This window comes from Ensifer sp. R-19, from assembly GCF_049905105.1.
In the GTDB taxonomy this organism is placed as follows: Bacteria; Pseudomonadota; Alphaproteobacteria; order Rhizobiales; family Rhizobiaceae; genus Ensifer.
The window spans coordinates 1,211,892-1,230,891 of sequence record NZ_CP184570.1 but is presented as its reverse complement, the minus strand read 5'-3'; the positions used below and the strand labels follow the sequence as shown (position 1 = coordinate 1,230,891).

Here is a 19,000-nt window from a genome sequence, read left to right as displayed (position 1 = left end):
GCGGCAATGCTCCTCGCATTCGGTTCGCCCATGCGCGCATCGGATCAGTGGCTTCCCGTGCGCGAAGTCTCACTCGAACTAGAGGCTGGCAGCCCTCTCGACTTCTCATCTTTCCTGCCGAACGGGACGATCAATGCGGATCGTCGCCTGGTCGCAGGCACCAATGGCCGACTCGCGTTCGCGAGCTCGCCCGAAAAACCTGAAAGGATGCTCTGCGCGTCACTCGCCTGGAGCCCGGCGTCCGGCGGGTTTCCCGATCACGTAACGGCCGATCGCTACGCCCGGCAGTTGGCGATGCACGGCTACAATCTCGCTCGACTGCATTTCGTCGATGCCAGCCTGATGTTCGGCCGTGACCGGGATTTCGACTACGACCCCGAGACCCTCGACCGCATTCAGTATCTGCTGGCGGCGCTGAAGCGCAACGGCATCTACTGGATGGTCGATGGCCTCTCGTCGCTGCGCGGCGTCTATGGCGGCTTTGACGACCGTTGGGACGATGGAGGAAACCTCAAGCTCGAGCTGCTTGTGGATGACCGGGCGTTCGATCACTGGAAGCGCATGCAGGAAACGATCCTTGCGCGCGTGAACCCCTATACGGGCGTCGCGCCCATCCGCGACGATGCCCTGGCGGTCGTCATTCTCGCCAACGAGAACGGGATGGAGTTCGACGCTGTCGTGCACGATCGGCCGGGAAAAGCGCCTTACGATCCGTTGCTCGCCAAGCCCTTCAATGACTGGCTGGCGAAACGCTATGGCTCCACCGAAGCTTTGGCCAAGGCTTGGCCCGATCTTCGCTCCGATGAGACGATCGAGGCGAGATCGGTCGAGCTTCCCGCAGACCGCTACGGCGACAGCGCGCGTCTGCGGGATCTGCAGGCTTTCTTCATCGAGACGGAACGGGCCACAACCGCACGAATGAGCGAGGTGCTGCGCGGGCTTGGCTACCGCGGCCTGATCAGCAACTACAACAATTGGCCGACGGTCCAGGCGTCGCTCAGCCGGCGCGACCTCGAAGCCGTGACCATGAATACCTATCACGACTGGGTCAGCGGCTACGCGCCGGGCAGCAAAACCACCCAGGCCAGCTCGATTGCCGACGGGGTGAACTATATCCGGATGATCGCCGCAGCGCGCTGGCTCGGCAGGCCCTTCGTGATCAGCGAATACGATCATCTCTTCTGGAACCGCTACCGCTTCGAGGCGGGGCTGGCGATGTCGGCCTATGCGGCGCTCCAAGGCTGGGATGCGCTTTGCCGCCATGGTCACGGCCCGATCGTTCTTACCTATGGCGAGCCCTTCGCACACAAGAAGGCAATGCTTCCCTATGCGATCGCCCTCGATCCCGTCGCCCGTGCCGGCGAGACGCTGGCAGCGTTGCTTTACCGCCGCGGGGACGTTGCGACATCGGACGTAACCGTCCCGTTTGCCGTGCGTGGTGAAGAGGATCTATCTGACGACATGCAGGCGCGGGAGCCGGAATATCTGACCGACCTCGCGCTCGTCGGGAGGATCGGACTTGAGGACGTAAAGGATCTCGACAAAACACCTGCCGTACTGCAACCACGTCAGCAAAACAGCGAAGCGCTGCTCGAAAGCCTGCGCCAAAGCGGCGCGCTTCCGGCGGACAATGGCACGAACATCGATGCCGGCATCTATCAGAGCAGCACAGGCGAGATCGTGCTGAACCGTTTTGCCGGGCAATTGCGCGTTGCAACGACCGCGACCGAAGCAGCAGCCTTCTCGTCGCTACGCGAGCCTATCGATCTCGGGGTCCTGAGCATCGACGGGGCCGACGGCAATGGGCTGATCGCGGTCTCGGCCCTCGATGCGGAAGCATTCCTGAGCAAGAGCCGCCGTTTCCTCTTGATCTTTGCGACCGATGCGCAGAACACCGGCATGACATTTCGCGACACCGAAGAGAAGGTGATCGAGGATTTCGGGCGGTTGCCCGTCCGGATCCGGGAAGGCTATGTGGATCTTTCGCTGGAGCGAAGCGCTGCGAGCTGGAGCGTCTCGCCTGTTGGTCTCGATGGGACTGTGCATGCGCCCGTCGTGAAGGGGAAGGGCGCCGTCGCCTTCCGTCTCTCAAACAAACTTCCCTCCGGTCCGACGACCTATTTCCTTCTCGAGCTGCAATAGAAATCGTCTGTCGCCAGTGGATCAATGAATGGCCACGATGTCAGCTTATTCTCCGCCGCTTTCAAGCACAGGAGGGTACGATGAAAATATCGGAAGCCATGCATCCCGGCGCTCGCTGGATCTCTCCCGAAACAGATATCAAGACGATCGCACGCATCATGCGGGACGAGGATATTGGGGCCTTGCCCGTCGGCGAAAACGACCGCCTGATCGGCATGGTCACGGATCGCGACATCGCCTTGCGTGCCTTTGCCAATGGGCGCGATCCCGCTTCGATGACGGCACGCGACTTGATGACCAGGGATATTGTTTACTGCCGCACCGGTGAGACGATCGAACACGCCGTCCACCTGATGGAGGCGAAACAGGTCCGGCGTCTGCCTGTAATCGACGAGGACAAGCGCATGGTCGGCATGCTGTCACTGGGCGACATATCCCATGCCAGCAGCCGGCAGTTGTCAGGTGAACTTGCGCGGGCAGTCACGGCTCATCACCTCTAACATCCTGCCTCTACAGTTGCGGCGCCTACTACGGCGCCGCAAACGGTTTCTCGCGTCGCTCCGCGAACGGATCAGAAGCGGTAACTGATGCCCGTGCCGATTAGCCAAGGGTCGAGTTTGACCTTGCCGCTGACCGCACCGGCACCGGGCAGCGTCGCGTTGACCTCAGGCTCAAGGAACAACTTCTTGACGTCGAAGTTCAGACCCCAATGGTCGTAGAGCTTGATGTCGACGCCCGCCTGCAGCGCCACGCCGAAGGTGTTCTTCATGTTGAAGCTCGAGAAATCGCCCCGGGGCTTCTCGTTGTAGAACATCGTGTAGTTCACGCCAGCGCCGACATAGGGCTTGATCTCGTCGGTGACGTTGAAGTGGTACTGCAATGTCAGCGTCGGCGGCAGCAGCCACGCCTTGCCGATTTCGCCGAGACCGGAGATCGAGCCGCTGCCGCGCGCCGTGTGCGGCGTCGTGCCGAGGACCAGTTCAGCCGCGATGTTGTCGGTGAAGAAGTAGGTGATGTCGAGTTCCGGCACGACGGAATTGCTGACGCCGACCTTTTCGCCATCAAGCGCTGTGCCATTCAGGGAGAGCGAGGCTTTGTCGTCGGGCAGGACGGCCAGCGCGCGGGCGCGGATCATCCATCGGCCCGGCTCGCTGGCGAGAGGCATTTCCGGTGCCGCGACCGCGCTCGGCTCGGAGAGATCTGCCGCCGTCGCGATCGCGAGCGGCGCCGCGAGTACGGCAAAGACGACGGCAGATGGCAAGATGGCGCGAGTAGGCATGATTTCCGGACCCCCAGAAGAAATTGAACATCGCCGGTCAGGGCGTTCGGCCACAGGGTATCTGCGGCCGGCGGCACTATGCTCACGAAGTGCGTCTCAGGGGTTGTCCTGGATCAATGCGGCCACGAATCACCAAGTCCTTGGGGGTAAAGGCGGATTCGTCCGGACCCAAGAACTTCGTGCAATCCCTTGTCAGGCAGGCATGCGCGGAATGCTGGCAAGCAACCGCTGCGTATAGGGGTGCTTGGGTACAGCCAAAATGTCGCGGGTCTTGCCGCTCTCGACCACCTTGCCCCGTTCCAGGATGATCATTTCTTCACAAAGGGCGGCAACGACGCCGAGATCGTGGGAGACGAACACCAGCGTCAGTTTTTCCGAAAGCGTCTTAAAGAGCTCGACGATGCGGATGCGGGTCGAAAGATCGAGCGCACTGACCGCTTCGTCGGCGAGCACGATCTGCGGACGGGCGACGATCGCACGGGCAATAGCGATGCGCTGGCGCTGGCCGCCCGAGAATTCGTGCGGATAGCGGCGCATCGCGTCAAGCGGCAGGCCTACCGCTTCGAGCGCTTCGGCGACCGTCTGCGTGCGATCGCCCGGGATCCGCAACGACCTGAGCGGCTCGCCGATGATGTCGATCACCCGCTGGCGCGGGTCGAGGGACGAATAGGGATCCTGGAAGACCGGCTGCACCGCGCGTCGATAGCGCTGCATGAAGGCACTGTTTCCAGTATCGAGGCTCTCCTCGCCAAAGCGAATGACGCCGCTGGTCGGGCGAATGAGCCCGAGCATCAGCCGCAGAAGCGTCGTCTTGCCGGACCCGGATTCGCCGACGAGGCCGACGCTGACACCGGGGCGGACAGACAGCGAGACGTCGTTGAGCGTGGTCTGCTCGCGGGAATAGCCGAAGCTGACGTTTTGAAGATCGAGCATCATCATCCGGTTGCCCCGAGCGCTTCGTCGAACAGGCGGGCCGCTTCAACCAGGGTTTTGGTGTAGTCGTGTTGCGGGTTGCCGAAGACCGCCTTGACGGGCCCTTCTTCGACAGCAACGCCGTTCTTCAGCACGATCACGCGCTCCACCACCTGGGCAACGACGGGCAGGTCGTGGCTGATGAACAAAAGCGCCATGCCGGTCTCGCGCACCAATTGATCCAATAGCTTGAGGATTTCCGCCTGCGTCGTGACGTCGAGTGCGGTCGTCGGCTCGTCGGCAATCAAGAGCTTCGGGCGGCAGGCGAGCGCCATGGCGATGGCGACGCGCTGGCGCTGGCCGCCCGACACTTCGTGCGGATAGGAGTTGATGATGCGTTCCGGCTGCGGCAGCGCCACCTTGTCGATGAGGTCGCGGACTTCGCGCTGGACGACATCCTTCGATGTCTTGCCGCTCTCCCGCTCCAGTCGGCGGCGAACCGGTTCGGCGATCTGCCGGCCGATCTTCATCAGCGGGTCGAGTGCTGTCAGCGGTTCCTGAAAGACGACGGCGGCGGCAGCGCCGCGCAGACGGTTCATGACGCTGTCGGTGGCGCCGACCACCTGCTGGCTGTCAAGCTCGATCGAACCGCTTACGCCGATCGACACGGGCAGCAGGCCGGTCGCAGCCATGGCGGTCATCGACTTGCCTGAGCCGGACTCGCCGATCAGTCCGATGCGCTCGCCCGGCCGGATCGAGAAGGAGAGATCGGATACCAGCGGCTTATCGCCGGCGCGAATGTGGAGGCCCTGGATGTTGAGAAGCGCTGTCATCGCGATCTCCCGCGTGTCGGATCGCCGATGTCGCGCAGGCCGTCGGCGAGAAGGTTCATGCCGATGACAAGGGCGACCAGGGCGATGCCGGGAGCAATCGCGCCGATCGGCGCCGTATAGACGGTGCCCTGCGCTTCCTGCAGCAGCCGTCCCCAGGAGGCGTTTGGCGGCGGTGCGCCGAGACCAAGATAGGAGAGCGACGCCTCGGCGATGACGGCAAGGCCGAACTGCAAAGCGAAATTGACCGAGAGCGTCGGCCAGATATTGGGAAGCACGTGGCGAAAAACGACGCCGGCCCAAGAGGTTCCCGATGTTCGCGAGGCGACGATATAGTCCTGGCGCAGCACCCGTTTGGCGAGGATGCGGGTCAGCCGAGCGACGATTGCGGAGATCGCGAGGCCAAGGGCCAGGATTGCCGTCCACAGACTGGCGCTGTCGCTTGCCGCGACCACCAACATGGCCAGAAGCAGGGTCGGGAAGGCGATCAGGATATCGAGCGTCGCGGCCATCACGTCGTCGGCAAGGCGTGTTGCAAAGGCGGCGAGAACGCCGAGACTGACGCCGACCGTCGCGCCGATCGCAACGGCGCCGGTGCCGACAAGAAGCGCCGTTCGCGCACCGATCATCAGTTGCGTGAGCAGGTCGCGCCCCAGCCGGTCGGTCCCGAGCCAGTGCAGGAGCGATGGCGCTTCCAGTCGGCCACCGGAGGCGTTCAAAGGATCGTACGGCGTCCAGAACAGCGTGAGCAGGGCGACGAGCAGATTGATGCCGACGAGCGCGAGCCCGAGGGTGAGGGCAAGAGAGTGCCGTTGCTCCCGTCTGGATACCGACGTCTCGACCGGGCTCATGCGCTGCCTCCAACGGCGCGCTCGCGCAGGCGCGGATCGATCAGCCGCTGGGTAAGATCGGCGCCAAAGCCGATCAGCAGCACCAGTAGCGTCGAGATGAACAGCACGCCCTGGACGTTGGGATAGTCACGCTGCTCGATCGCGAGCAGCAGCATCGAGCCGAGACCCGGCAGCGCGAAGACACGCTCGATGACGACGGCGCCGAGCAGGGTCGTGGCAAGCTCGATGCCGAGAATGGAGACGATCGGCACGGCGCCGTTGCGGATGCCGTGGCGAACAAGCGCTTCAGGAAAGCTGGCGCCGAGGGCGCGCGCGGTGCGCAGGTAATCGCTGCCGAGAACATCCTGTGTCGCCGAACGCACGTAGCGCAGCAGCGATGCGCCCATGACGAGCCCGATCGTCAAAACAGGCAGCGCCAGCGCATAGAGCACCTGTCCCTCATTCTGCCAGCCGCGGCGGGGAAAGCCGCCTGATGGAAACAGCCGGAAGGTGACGGCAAAGACAGTGACGAGCAGGATGCCGACCCAGAAGACCGGAATGGCGATGCCGAGCTGCGAGACCGTCGAGATCAATCCGCCATACCAGCGGTCGGCCTTGACGGCCGAGAGAATGCCGAGCGGCACCGCGATCAGAATGGACAGCAGGAAGCCCATCAGCGCCAGCGGTACGGTGACCGTCAGCCGCGCGGCGATCTCCTCGATCACGGGCTTGCCACTGACGAAGGAGGTGCCGAGATCGAAGCGGGCGAGGCTGCCGGCAAAACGAAGGAACTGCTGCCAGAGCGGCAGGTTCGAACCGACCTGCTCGCGAGCCTTTTCGATCTGCGCGGCATCGGCGCCGACGGACAGAAGCGCATTGGCCGGGTCGCCGGGGAGCAGGCGCAACAACACGAACAGCACCACCGCCGCGATCAGCAGCGACAGGATGAGGATGGCAAAGCGGCGGACGAGATAGGTGAGAATGGCTGCATTCCTTTCTTCTCACGGGGTCCCGCGATCAGAGAAGTTGGCTTTTGCATCAAAACGGAGAGGGAGGCTAGAGCGGCGGCTCTATTTTAGTGTGGCCTGTATCGGACTGGCCGAAACGGCTCGGGCGAGGCCAAGCAAGCTTGCGGAACGCAAAGCCCCCGGATTGGATCCGGGGGCTCTTCATTGCCGCGAAAAGCGGAAGTCGTTTCGCTTACTGCTCGCTCTTCTTGATGCCGTAGGCAAAGAACTGCGAGTTCAGACCATTCACCGGGTAGCCTGACACAGCCGAGCTCGAAACGACGATTTGCGGATAAAGATAGAGCCAGTTGCTGGCGGCATCCTCGGCGATGATCGTGTTGGCTTCCTTGAGCTTGGCGGTCTGCTCGTCGGTGTTGGCGGCGGCTTCCGAGGCCTTGATCAGGTCGACAACCTTGGGGTTGTTGTAACCCCAGTAGAAGTCCGGGTTGCCGTAGAAGACGATGTCGCGGTGGTTGACGTGCTCCTGCAGCGTCGCCTGGAAATCATGTGCCTTGTAGACCTTCGTGTACCATTCGTTGGCGGTGATCACGTTGATCTCGACCTTGATGTTCACCTTGGCGAGTTCGCTCTGGATGAACTGGGCGACGATCGGGTGCGGGTCGTAGTTCGGCGTGTCGAGCTTGAAGGTGAAGCCATCGGCAAAGCCTGCTTCCTTCAGGAGCGCCTTGGCGCTTTCGACGTCATAGGTGTCGACGGCGGTGAGGTCCACGTACCAGGGATCGGTCGGCGGCACGAAGGAGCCGATCAGCGTGCCGTACTCGCCCCAGATCGAGGTCAGCAACTTCTTGTCGTCGATGGCGCGGGCGATCGCCTTCCTGACCTTGACGTTGTCAAAGGGGGCGACGCGGTCGTTGAAGGCAAGCAGTTGCTTGGTGGTCGACTGGCCGGCGGTTACGGTGAAGTCAGGATTGTCCTTGAACTGGGCGATCGAGTCCGGGCTCTGGACACTGGTGATGATGTCGACCGCGCCGGTCAGAAGCGCATTGTTGAGTGCGGTTGCGTCGGTGAAGTACTGGAAGACGACTTCGCCATTGGTCGGTGCTGTGCCCCAATATTTGTCGTTGCGGGTCAATGCCAGCGACGAGCCGCGGCGCCATTCGTCGAGGCGATAGGGGCCGGTGCCGTCTTCGCTGGCGTTCAGGTCCTTTGCCGCATCGTTGACGATCCAGACGTAGCTCAGATTGTAGGGGAGCGAGATCGAGCGTGCGGACAGCTTGACGACGACGGTTTGGTCATCGGGCGTCTCAATCGCGCTGATCGTCGAAAGGCTCTTCTTGCGCGAACTCTTGGATTGCTCGGCGGTCACGCGCTCGATGCTGTACTTCACGTCGGCTGCGGTGAGCGGGTCGCCGGAATGGAAGGCAACGCCAGGGCGAAGCTTGAACGTGTAGGTAAGGCCGTCTTCGCTGACGCTCTGCTCGGCGACCAGACCCGGCTGGACGTCGCCCGCATCGGTCAGCGTGAACAGCGCTTCATAGACATTGCCGTTGAAGGCTTCGTTGATGCCCTGGCCGGCGCCGGCGGTGTTGTCGAGGTTCTGCGGCTCGTAGAGCGAGCCGATGGTGATCGAGGCGTTGGGGTCAAACTTGGCGTCCTCGGCGAAGACGGCTGTGCTCGTCGACAGAGCGAGCGCCAGTGTGGCGGCAGCCAGAGTTGCCCCTCGTGCGCGGCGGGCTTGTCCCGCGGTCTTGCCAAAACCGATGATAGTGCCAGTCATGTCCCAAACTCCTGCATTGTGCCTGTCACGCGGATCGCGTCGCCACCCGAATGTACGCACCGGATGATTGCGATGCATCATACTTATTCCCTAGTAATTTAGTGGGAAAATTGGTTTCTTTTGTCCGTCGAAGTTGAAAATTGTACCCGCGGCCGTGGCGGATGGGCATACGCGTATTTCGCCTTCCGTCGTCCGGCGCACTATCGAGATATATCAGGGAGCCTTCACGGACCAGTTTGGTTCCGGCGAATTGGGCCGCCACCCAACTCTGATTTTGAACGGTCTTCTCCATAAGCTTTATGCAGGATTGCCGGCTTGGAATAAGGGGGGCGTCGATTGTTATTCATGACGATTTTCCCTCGAAAATTGCAAAATGCAACACGTCGACAAAAGGATTCGACACCCAGGAGATTCTGATATATCGCATGATTAATCGTTTAATCATGCGATAGCGGAAACCACGGATTTTGGCGCGTTCCGGACCAAAACTAACGAGGATTGCCAGAGCGCTCGGCGTGTCCGCAGCCACGGTTTCGAACGCGCTCTCCGGCAAGGGCCGCGTGTCTGCCGAAATGGTGGAGAAGATCCGCGCGACCGCGGCCGAGCTCGGTTACGTACCGAGCCAGGCGGGCAGGGCGCTCAGGACCGGTCGCACCGGCGTCATCGGTCTCGTTCTTCCCGATATCGCCAATCCGCTCTTCCCCCAGATCGCCCAGGCGATCGAGCTTGCCGCCTCGTCGTCGGGCTACGGCGTGCTGATTGCGGACTCGCGCGGCGACGTCTCGACCCAGACCAAGGCGATCGAGCGGCTGATCGACCGCGACGTCGACGGCCTGGTGATCGTGCCGCGGCGCGGTACCCGCGTCGCCGATGTCGGCTGTCCGGTTGCCGTCATCGATACGCCCTCGACGCCCGGCAACACGGTTGCCGCCGACCACTGGGGTGGCGGCCAGCAGATCGCCGAGCACCTGAAGGCGCTCGGGCACCGGCGCGTGCTGATCATCGGCAACAATCCCGCCTCGAACGTGCAGAACGACCGCGCCGGCGGCATCCGCTCCGTCTTCGGCCAAGGGCTTCATACCGACACGCTCTGGATCGAGCCCTTGGAGAAAGTGTCCGGAAAGGGCTGTCCGCTCGGGCTCGCCGGGAAGGTGGCGGAAGGCTACACCGCGTTTGCCTGCATCTCCGATCTCCATGCGCTCCGGGCACTGACCGAATTGCAGCGCGCCGGCATCAATGTGCCGGAAAAGGCGAGCGTGACCGGTTTTGACGATCTGATCTGGTCGCCGGTTATCACTCCAGCGCTCACGACTGCGCGCATGGACATGACCGAGATTGCCGCGATTGCCGTTGCCGCGCTCGTCAAGGCGATCCGCGAGCGCGATCCGTTCGATCCCGAGATCGGCGCACCGGTCACGGCCGAGAAGTCGAATGTGCCGATGCATCTGGTCGTCAGGCAATCGGCCGCCGCACCGCCCGCGCTTCAACCCGTTCATACCACTGCCACCGCAGCCACATCCGTCACCGAAGGAGGACACCAGTCATGAAGAAGTTCCTGCTTGCCTCGAGCGCGCTCTTGCTCGTCGCCCCTGCCGCGTCTGCTCAGGAAAAGACGCTCACAATTTCCGTCTACGGCTTTGCCCAGGACGCATTCAAGGAGCTGGTCTACACGCCGTTTGAGCAGAAGTGCGGTTGCAAGCTGGTGGTCGAAACCGGCAACAGCGTCGAGCGCCTGGCAAAGATGGAAGCCAACAAGGCAAGCCCGGTTGTCGACATGGCCGTCGTTTCGATGGCCGACGCGCTCTCGGCTTCGCGCGCTGACCTGATCGAAAAGATCGACACCTCGAACCTCCAGAACTTCAACAAGCTCTATGACCTTGCCAAGGATCCGAACGGCGACGGCATGAGCGTCGGCTACACCTTCTACGCAACCTCGATCGTCTATCGCTCGGACAAGATGGAAGTGAATTCCTGGGCCGATCTGCTCGACGAGAAGAACGCCAGCCACGTCGCCTTCCCGAACGTCACGACCAACCAAGGCCCGCCGGCGCTCTACATGGTTGGCGAGGCCATCGGCAAGAATACGCCGGACCTCAAGGAAGCGATTGCCGCCGTCGGTGCCAAGAAGGACGACATCGTCACCTTCTACGTCAAGTCTTCGCAGCTCGTGCAGTTGATGCAGCAGGAAGAGATCTGGGCCGCACCGATCGGCCGCTTCTCTTGGGAAGGCTTCACCAAGCTCGGCCTGCCAATCAAGTGGGCAACGCCGAAGGAAGGCCAGACCGGCGGCATGAATGTGATGGTGCTGACCAAGGGCGGCAAGAACCAGGACTTGGCGCTTCAGTTCATGGATTTCTGGCTCTCGACCGAAATCCAGACGGCGCTCGCCGAAAAGCTGGTCGACAGCCCGGCCAACAAGGACGTCAAGGTTTCGCCGGAGATCGCCGAGAACCTGACCTACGGCGAAGAGACGGTGAAGAACCTGAAGCTGATCCCCTCGGCTGTTGCCCTCGACAACCGCGAAGCGTGGCTGTCGGAGTGGAACGCGCAGGTCGGCCAGTAAGCCAAACAACTGAACTCCATCGGCCGGACTTTTCGGCCGGTGGAGCCACGGCCACCGGGACGGGCAGGCCGCTCTACTTGATGCCTTGAAAGGAAGAAGGATGTTTCAGAACCGCGCCGAAGCCCTGGCGCTCGCTCTGCCCGCAGCGGTCTTTGCGGCGATCGTCTTTCTTGCGCCGGTGGTGATCCTGCTGGCGGAAGGCTTTCGCAACGCCGACAGCTGGTCGCTGTCGGCCTATACGACCTTTTTCTCGGATCCGCTGAACCGCACCGTCTTCCTGCGTACCTTCCGACTTGGTCTGATGGTCACCGCTGTTTCGGCGGTCATTGGCTATGCCGCGGCCTTTGCCATCGTCAATCTGACGCCGCGCAACAAGGGGCAGATGATCGGCCTCGTCGTGCTGCCGCTGATGATCTCGTCGGTTGCCCGCACCTATGCCTGGATCGTCATCCTCGGCCGCACCGGCATCGTTAACCAGGCGCTGCAACTGGTCGGCCTCTCGGATGAGCCGATCCGCTTTCTCTTTACCGAAACGGCCGTCTTCATCGGTCTCCTTCAGCTCTTCCTGCCGCTGATGATCCTGTCCTTGATCAGCGCGCTTGAGAACATGCCGAAGGATGCAATTCCTGCGGCGCGTGTTCTTGGCGCCAACTGGTTCCAGGTGTTCTTCAAGGTGATCCTGCCGCTCACCAAAGAGGGCCTTGTGATCGGCGGCACGCTGGTCTTCACCGGCTCGCTGACGGCCTACATCACGCCTGCGATCCTCGGCGGTTCCAAGGTGCTGATGCTCGAAACGCTGCTCTACCAGCGCGTCACCGTCGCCAACGATTTCGTCGCAGCCAGCGTCATCGCCTTCATTTTGATCGTCATGAGCTTTGCCGCCAATCTTCTTTTGAAACGGCTTGCCACCGCGAGGAACAAGCGATGACACCCCGCGTCTTTTCACCCCTTGTGCTCTTCCTGGTGATTGGCTTCCTGATAGGGCCGTTCTTCATCATCGTCGCCGCCTCGCTTTCAGGCGGCGAGACGCTGGCCTTCCCACCGCAGGGCTTCTCGCTCAAATGGGTCGCCAAGGTCTTCACTGTCGAGAGCTTCCGCGAGAGCTTCGCGATCTCGATGCTTTTGGCGATCGGCGGTACGGCTGCGGCGCTTGTGCTTGGCGTTCCCGCGTCCTATGCGCTTTCACGCTACAAGCTGCCGTTCGGCGAAACCATCCGCACGATCGTGTCGCTGCCGATCATTGTGCCGGGCATCATCGTCGGCCTGGCGCTGCTGCGCTACATCGTCGTGCCCTTCGGTTTCAACATCACGCTGACCCTGTTTCTCGCGCATACGGCGCTGGTTCTGCCCTATGCGGTGCGGGTGGTCTCGGCGAGCCTCAACAACCTGCGCTCCGACATCGAGGAGGCGGCCGTGCTGCTCGGCTCCTCGCGCGCCGGCGCCTTCTTCCGCGTGGTGATGCCGAACATCCGCAGCGGCATCTTGGCCGCCTTCATCCTCGGCTTCGTCACGAGCTTCAACCAGGTGCCGGTATCGCTCTTCCTTTCCGGCCCCGGCGTGCGCACGCTGCCGATCGACATGCTCTCCTACATGGAGATCACCTACGATCCGTCGGTCGCCGCCCTCTCGGCACTGCTCGCCTTCATGTCCATCGGCATCGTCTTCCTTGCCGAACGCTTCCTGGGATTCTCTCGCTATGTCTGACGCCGCCTTCCTCAGCCTTGAAAAACTGACGCTCGCCTATGGCGATACCGTTGCGGTGAAGGATCTCGACCTTTCGATCCGCAAGGGCGAACTCGTGGCGTTCCTCGGACCGTCCGGTTGCGGCAAGACGACGACGATGCGCTCGATCGCCGGCCTGCTGACGCCGGCCTCCGGTGCCATCAGGCTCGACGGTGCCGATATCACTCGGGTCTCCGCAAACAAGCGCTCCGTCGGTCTAGTCTTCCAGTCCTATGCACTGTTCCCGCACCTGACCGTGTTCGAAAACGTCGCCTTCGGCCTGCGGCTGAAGAAGCTGCCGGCGACAGAGATCGAGAGCAAGGTAACGGCCGGGCTGAAGTCGGTCGGGCTTTCGAAGTTCTCCGCCCGTAAGCCGGGCGAACTCTCGGGCGGCCAGCAGCAGCGCGTGGCGCTGGCGCGCTCGATGGTCATGGAGCCGAAGGTGCTGCTTCTCGACGAGCCGCTGTCGAACCTCGACGCCCGCCTGCGCCTCGAAATGCGAACGGAATTGCAGCGCGTCCAGAAGGAAACCGGCGTCACGATGATCTTCGTCACCCACGACCAGGGCGAAGCCCTGTCGCTGGCGGATCGGATCGTCGTCATGCTCAACGGCGCGATTGAGCAGATCGGCACGCCCGAGGATATCTACAACCGCCCGATCTCGCGCTTCGTCGCCGATTTCGTCGGCTTCGAGAACATCTTTGCCGTCGAGGGCGGCAAGCTTGCGGTCGGCAACGGCCCGATCGATCTTTCCGGATCCCTGCCGCCTGACACGGCAGGGCTTGCGTGGCGTCCGCGCATGGTGACCCTTGGTTCAGGTCCTTTCCAAGGCACCGTGCGCGGAGCCTCTTTCTCCGGCAGCACGCGCGAATACCTGCTCGATACGCCGCTCGGTGCCATCAAGGCCGAGGAAGATGCCGCATTGGCGGCGCGCGAAACCGGCTCTACGATTGCCTTCGATCTCCCGGTCGACAAGGCTGCGCGCCTCAAGAAGTTCGGTTGACGTCATATGGGTGTCTGGATCGATACGGACATGGGCTTCGACGACATCGCCGCGGTGCTTGTCGTCCTTCATGCCGCTGAAGAAATCGACGGCGTTTCGCTCGTCTTCGGCAACACGCCGATCGAACAGGTGAAGCGCAACGCCGCCAGTGCCGCGCTCGCCTTCGGCTGGAACTTCCCCATCCATGAGGGCCGCGCCTCGCCAGTGCTTGGCAGGCTTGAGACTGCCGAACGTATTCTCGGCGAGGCCGGCATGCCGACCGCCGGGCTGACGCTGCCGCGAGCCGATGCACTGCCGCAAAGCGACGCTTTCGCTGCTCTCTCAGCCTGGTTGGAACAGGAAGGGCCAAAGCGCATTCTCGCTCTCGGGCCGCTCACCAACCTTGGCGCCCTCTGCCTTGCCCGCCCGGACCTTGCCGCGCGCATCACCGACCTTACCTGGATGGGCGGCGGCGTCACCAGCGGCAACCACACAGCCTCCGCCGAATTCAACGCCTTTGCCGATCCGGAGGCGCTTGCCATCGTGCTCGCGCACGGCCTGCCGCTGCGCATGGTCGATCTCGATCTCTGCCGCAAGGTCTTTGCCTATCCGGACGACGTTGCGCCGATCCGCTCGGCCGGCGGCGTCAATGCCGCGCTGATCGCCGATCTGCTTGCCGGATACATCTCGATCGGTACCAGCCGTGGACGCCCGGGCATGGCGATCTATGACCCCTCAGCCGCCGTCGCCTTCGTCAACCCCGGCGCAGTCTCCTTTAAGAGCGCACGTATCGATGTCGAGCTTGGCGGATCCCTGACGCGAGGGCGTACCGTCGTCGAAACCCGCGCGAGCCATGCGACCTTCAATGCCGAATACGCCGTTGACGCACACGTCGAGACGACGCGGGCCCAGATCCTGGGTGCGTTGATGAAAGAAGCGCAGAAATGAACTCCGTGCTGCAGCCTCAGGACCTGGCCGATGCGGCGCTCCGGACCCGCGCGGTGGCCGCAGCGCGCGGTGAGCAACCCTTCGACATCCTGATACAAGGCGGGACGCTGGTCGACGTGGTCACCGGCGAGCTTCGTCCGGCCGATATCGGTCTGGTCGGATCGTTGATCGCGAGCGTGCACGAGCCCGGCACGCGCAGCGACGCGGCTGATATCATCGATGCGGGCGGTGCCTTCGTTTCACCTGGCCTGATCGATACGCATATGCATGTCGAAAGTTCGATGGTGACACCGGCGACCTATGCCAACGCGGTGCTGCCGCGTGGTGTCACGACCGTTGTCTGGGACCCGCATGAGTTCGGCAACGTCAACGGTGTCGCTGGAGTGCGGTGGGCTGCGGATGCCATTCGCGATCTGCCGCTGCGCACCGTTCTGCTGGCGCCGTCCAGCGTACCGTCGGCGCCGGGTCTGGAACTGGCCGGCGCCGATTTCGACGCTGGCATCATCGCCGACATTTTGAGCTGGCCGGAAATCGGCGGCATTGCCGAGATGATGAACATGCGCGGCGTCATCGACGGCGAGGCGCGCATCAGCGCTATCGTCCAGGCCGGGCTCGCCGCCGGCAAGCCGGTCAACGGCCATGCGCGCAGCCTTGCCGGCACCGACCTTCAGGCGTTCGTCACCGCAGGCGTCAGCTCCGACCACGAGCTCGTGTCCGGCGACGATCTGATGGCGAAGCTGAGAGCAGGGTTGTCGATTGAACTGCGCGGCTCGCACGATCACCTGTTGCCTGAGTTCGTCAATACCCTCAATGCCCTAGGCCATCTTCCTCAGACGGTGACGCTCTGTACCGACGACGTCTTTCCGGACGATCTCGCCCGCGCTGGCGGCCTTGATGATGTCGTCCGCCGGTTGGTCCGCTACGGCCTGCCCGCCGAATGGGCGCTACGGGCGGCGACGCTCAACGGTGCCGTCCGGCTCGGCCGGCACGATCTGGGGCTCGTTGCGCCCGGACGCCGGGCGGATATCGTGGTCTTCGAGGACCTGAGCGAGTTCCGCACGCGCACGGTGATCGTCCACGGCAAGGTCATCGCGAAGAGCGGTGACATGATCGAGCCGCTGACTGACATCGATGTCGCGCCGTTATACGGCACGATGAAAATTGCACCGCTCGCAGAGGCCGATTTCCGCATCTGCGCTGCCGGAACGAAGGTGCGCGTCGCGACCATCGATCGCCCGCGTTTCACCCAATGGGCCGAAGCAGTTGCCGAGGTGGAAGGCGGCTTCGTCGTGCCGCCCGAGGGGACTACGGTGATCGCAGTCGCGCACCGCCACGGGCGCGCTGACAGCCGGCCACGCGTCGGCTTGCTTTCGGGTTGGGGCGCCTGGCGCGGGGCCTTCGCCACCACGGTCTCGCACGACAGCCACAACCTCACCGTCTTCGGTGGCAACGCTGCAGACATGGCTGTGGCGGCCAATGCGGTGATCGCCGCCGGCGGCGGCATGGCCGTCGCGTCCGGCGGCAAGGTTGACGTTCTCCTGCCGCTACCGATTTGCGGGTTGGTTTCGGAACAGCCGCTCGCGGAGATAGCTGCCGGCTTCGCAGAACTTCGCGATGCTGTTGGCCGCATTGTGGATTGGCAGCCACCCTATCTGGTCTTCAAGGCCTGTTTTGGCGCGACGCTCGCCTGCAACGCCGGACCGCACCAGACCGACCGCGGCATCGCCGATGTCGCAATCGGCAAACTGATGGAAAGCCCGATATTGGAAGTGCTTTGAGGTGTAACTCGCGCGGTCAGCTCGGTTTAAGCCGCCTGTGCGATCCGCTCTCAGCTCCAATGGGACAGATCACTTCTCCGTTCAGAGAACTGATACAAGCCCCTGAAATTGCGCATCTTCGGGTGATTTGCGGCCACGCGCCCGGGCTGGCGCGCGCTATTCGGCGCGCGGCAGCTCCTGCTCCACCAGCGTCGACCAGAAGGCAACGCCCGGGCCGATCGCGGCGTCGTTGAAATCATAGGCGGTGTTGTGATGCAGCGCGCCGTCGACGGCGGGGCCGTTGCCGAGCCACACATAGCAGCCCGGAGCTTCGAGCCCGAAAAAGGCGAAATCGTCGCCGGCGGTGGAGGGCGGAAATGCCGTGCGGGTCTTTTTGCCGAAGACGGCTTGGGCCGCCTTCAGCGCCCGGGCGGTCGCATCGCCATCGTTGACGACGGGTGGGATGCGGCGCTCGAATTCGTAGTCGACCGCAATCCCGTACATTTCCGCCGTGCCCCGGGCCAGTCGTCCGATCTCGGTTTCGAGCTGGTCGCGCACTTCGGGTGTATAGGCGCGGGCGGTGCCGCCGATTTCCACGATGTCGGGGATCACGTTCAGTGCTTTTGGGTCGCCGGCACGCACGGAGCAGGCGCTGACGACGGCCGGTTGCAAGGGATCGACGACGCGGCCGACGATCGACTGCAGCGAGGCAAGGAAGGTACCGGCCGCCGTTACGGGGTCGCGGCCGAGATGCGGCTTGGCACCGTGGGTTCCGACACCGCGGAAGGTCAGACGCCAGCTGTCCGAGGAGGCGAGCTGCGGCCCGGCGACGACGGCGATTTCGTCCGGATCGAGGCCGGGCATGTTGTGCAGACCGTAGACGGCGTCGCAGGGAAAACGCTGAAACAGCCCTTCCTCGACCATGCGCTTCGCGCCGCCGCGGCCTTCCTCGGCCGGTTGGAAAATGAAATGAACGGTGCCTGAGAAATTGCGGGTCTTTGCCAGATGGCGGGCGGCACCGAGCAGTAATGTGGTGTGGCCGTCATGGCCGCAGGCATGCATCTTGCCGGCTTCGCGGGACTTGTAGGGTCGGTCGGCGATTTCGGGCATGGCGAGTGCGTCCATGTCGGCGCGAAGACCGATCGAGCGCGTGCCGTTGCCCACTTGCAGGGTGCCGACGACGCCGGTTTTTCCCAAGCCTCGATGGACCTTTAGCCCGGCGGCCTCGAGCCATTTGGCAACGAGGTCGCTGGTGCGCTCCTCCTCGAACCCGAGTTCCGGATGGGCATGCAGATCGCGACGGAAGTCCGTGAGGAAGGCGAGGTCGTCAGCAATTCCGTCTGGCAGGCGCATGTTCAGGTATTCCCGTGGTTCATCTGGCGAAGGGCTTGTGAATTCCGCGCGCTTTGCTCGCTGCACGGTGCCCTTTCGGTTTGATCGAAGTCGCAAACGGTATAGACGAAAACCACCGGGATCAGAACAGCGAACCGGCTTTTTGGGTCGCCTTTCAATCCGGGCGAAATGCGCAGACGAGGACGGAACCGATGCAGCCTCACGACTTCTGGCAGGAGGTCTACCCGCCGAAAAGTTTCGGCATTCAGGCGGGTTATCGCGATTTCTTCCCGGCAACGCTCGGCGACGGCCGCCAGATATTGCTGCCGATCCGGCCGCTCTCGGATGGCAGGCACGCGCTCGCCTCGCTGATCGTCAACCAGGCGAGCTTTGCGGTGGAAGATGCGCTGGCCACCGAACTTGCGGCAAAGCTTGCCGCCTTCGAGCCCGATGTCGTGGCCGGTCTCCCGACATTGGGCCTGACGCTTACTTCTGCCGTTGCGCGCAAGCTCGGCCATAGCCGCTACGTGCCGCTCGGTACATCAAGAAAATTCTGGTATGTCGACGACCTGTCGGTGCCGCTCTCCTCGATCACGACGCCGGACCAGAAGAAGCGGCTCTACGTCGATCCGCGCATGCTTCCACTGCTCGAGGGGCGACGTGTCGCGCTGATCGACGACGTGATATCGAGCGGCACGTCGATCCTGGCCGGGCTGACCCTGATGGAGGCTTGCGGCATCGAGCCGGTCGCGATCGGCGCCGCCATGCTGCAGACCGAGCGCTGGCGACAGCCGCTCGCCAACCTCGCGCCTTATTGGCCGGAACGCGTCGTGGGGGTGTTCCAGACCCCGATGCTCGCGCGCAGCGACGATGGCACTTGGCAGGTGGTCTGACCGCGTAGAGATCGCAAACAGGCGCGCTACCATGAAACGGCCGAGCCCGAGAGGGCTTCGCGAAC

Annotated in this window: 17 protein-coding genes; 10 read left to right on the top strand and 7 right to left on the bottom strand. The window is 63.0% G+C overall.

Annotation, left to right across the window (positions count from 1 at the left end; genetic code table 11):
• Positions 1–30 precede the first annotated feature (30 nt).
• Positions 31–2,142: a glycoside hydrolase gene (locus tag ACN9MO_RS24985; protein WP_425987135.1), complete on the top strand. Its 2,112-nt coding sequence runs from the start codon at positions 31–33 to the stop codon at positions 2,140–2,142.
• 80 nt (positions 2,143–2,222) lie between these two features.
• Entirely contained in the window at positions 2,223–2,642 is a 420-nt protein-coding gene (locus ACN9MO_RS24980) for a CBS domain-containing protein (protein WP_057251516.1), read from the top strand.
• A 71-nt stretch (positions 2,643–2,713) separates the two neighbouring features.
• On the opposite strand, the gene ACN9MO_RS24975 is transcribed toward ACN9MO_RS24980, so the two are convergent.
• The 6 genes from ACN9MO_RS24975 to ACN9MO_RS24950 form a co-directional block, all read right to left on the bottom strand.
• Positions 2,714–3,421, bottom strand: coding sequence for an OmpW/AlkL family protein (locus ACN9MO_RS24975; protein ID WP_425987134.1), 708 nt, complete (start codon positions 3,419–3,421; stop codon positions 2,714–2,716).
• Positions 3,422–3,613: 192 nt separating this feature from the next.
• Positions 3,614–4,360, bottom strand: coding sequence for an ABC transporter ATP-binding protein (locus ACN9MO_RS24970; RefSeq protein WP_057251517.1), 747 nt, complete (start codon positions 4,358–4,360; stop codon positions 3,614–3,616).
• Positions 4,357–5,166, bottom strand: coding sequence for an ATP-binding cassette domain-containing protein (locus ACN9MO_RS24965; protein WP_057251518.1), 810 nt, complete (start codon positions 5,164–5,166; stop codon positions 4,357–4,359). Before ACN9MO_RS24965 ends, ACN9MO_RS24970 begins: the two co-directional genes overlap by 4 nt.
• The gene (locus ACN9MO_RS24960) at positions 5,163–6,014 is read right to left on the bottom strand and encodes an ABC transporter permease (protein ID WP_112994687.1); all 852 of its coding nucleotides are present in this window, start codon (positions 6,012–6,014) and stop codon (positions 5,163–5,165) included. The genes ACN9MO_RS24965 and ACN9MO_RS24960 overlap by 4 nt, the downstream gene beginning before the upstream one ends.
• Entirely contained in the window at positions 6,011–6,976 is a 966-nt protein-coding gene (locus ACN9MO_RS24955; protein WP_057251520.1) for an ABC transporter permease, read from the bottom strand. Before ACN9MO_RS24955 ends, ACN9MO_RS24960 begins: the two co-directional genes overlap by 4 nt.
• A gap of 217 nt (positions 6,977–7,193) precedes the next feature.
• Complete coding sequence (locus tag ACN9MO_RS24950; protein WP_113133767.1) at positions 7,194–8,738, bottom strand: ABC transporter substrate-binding protein; 1,545 nt, start codon at positions 8,736–8,738, stop codon at positions 7,194–7,196.
• A gap of 467 nt (positions 8,739–9,205) precedes the next feature.
• Here ACN9MO_RS24950 and ACN9MO_RS24945 point away from each other — a divergent pair, with 467 nt between their 5' ends.
• From ACN9MO_RS24945 to ACN9MO_RS24915, 7 genes are all read left to right on the top strand, one after another.
• Complete coding sequence (locus tag ACN9MO_RS24945) at positions 9,206–10,285, top strand: LacI family DNA-binding transcriptional regulator (RefSeq protein WP_113133766.1); 1,080 nt, start codon at positions 9,206–9,208, stop codon at positions 10,283–10,285.
• Complete coding sequence (locus tag ACN9MO_RS24940) at positions 10,282–11,301, top strand: polyamine ABC transporter substrate-binding protein (RefSeq protein WP_113133765.1); 1,020 nt, start codon at positions 10,282–10,284, stop codon at positions 11,299–11,301. The genes ACN9MO_RS24945 and ACN9MO_RS24940 overlap by 4 nt, the downstream gene beginning before the upstream one ends.
• A gap of 100 nt (positions 11,302–11,401) precedes the next feature.
• Positions 11,402–12,229, top strand: coding sequence for an ABC transporter permease (locus ACN9MO_RS24935; RefSeq protein ID WP_057251524.1), 828 nt, complete (start codon positions 11,402–11,404; stop codon positions 12,227–12,229).
• Positions 12,226–13,005 carry an ABC transporter permease gene (locus ACN9MO_RS24930; protein ID WP_057251525.1) on the top strand — a complete coding sequence of 260 codons (780 nt, stop codon included), beginning with the start codon at positions 12,226–12,228 and terminating at the stop codon, positions 13,003–13,005. The genes ACN9MO_RS24935 and ACN9MO_RS24930 overlap by 4 nt, the downstream gene beginning before the upstream one ends.
• Positions 12,998–14,026, top strand: a complete 1,029-nt coding sequence (locus tag ACN9MO_RS24925; protein WP_057251526.1) for an ABC transporter ATP-binding protein — start codon at positions 12,998–13,000, stop codon at positions 14,024–14,026. The genes ACN9MO_RS24930 and ACN9MO_RS24925 overlap by 8 nt, the downstream gene beginning before the upstream one ends.
• Positions 14,027–14,032: 6 nt before the next feature.
• Positions 14,033–14,953, top strand: coding sequence for a nucleoside hydrolase (locus ACN9MO_RS24920; protein ID WP_057251527.1), 921 nt, complete (start codon positions 14,033–14,035; stop codon positions 14,951–14,953).
• Positions 14,950–16,731, top strand: coding sequence for an adenine deaminase (locus ACN9MO_RS24915; RefSeq protein WP_112994680.1), 1,782 nt, complete (start codon positions 14,950–14,952; stop codon positions 16,729–16,731). The genes ACN9MO_RS24920 and ACN9MO_RS24915 overlap by 4 nt, the downstream gene beginning before the upstream one ends.
• A 156-nt stretch (positions 16,732–16,887) precedes the next feature.
• Here the strand turns inward: ACN9MO_RS24915 and ACN9MO_RS24910 are convergent, their stop codons facing one another.
• Positions 16,888–18,063 (bottom strand): M20 aminoacylase family protein, encoded by a 1,176-nt coding sequence (locus ACN9MO_RS24910; RefSeq protein WP_057251529.1) that lies wholly within the window; start codon positions 18,061–18,063, stop codon positions 16,888–16,890.
• A gap of 101 nt (positions 18,064–18,164) precedes the next feature.
• On the opposite strand from ACN9MO_RS24910, the gene ACN9MO_RS24905 reads away from it, so the two are divergent.
• A complete protein-coding gene (locus tag ACN9MO_RS24905; RefSeq protein WP_425988219.1) occupies positions 18,165–18,935 on the top strand; it encodes a phosphoribosyltransferase in 771 nt (256 codons plus the stop codon).
• The last annotated feature ends 65 nt before the right edge of the window (positions 18,936–19,000 follow it).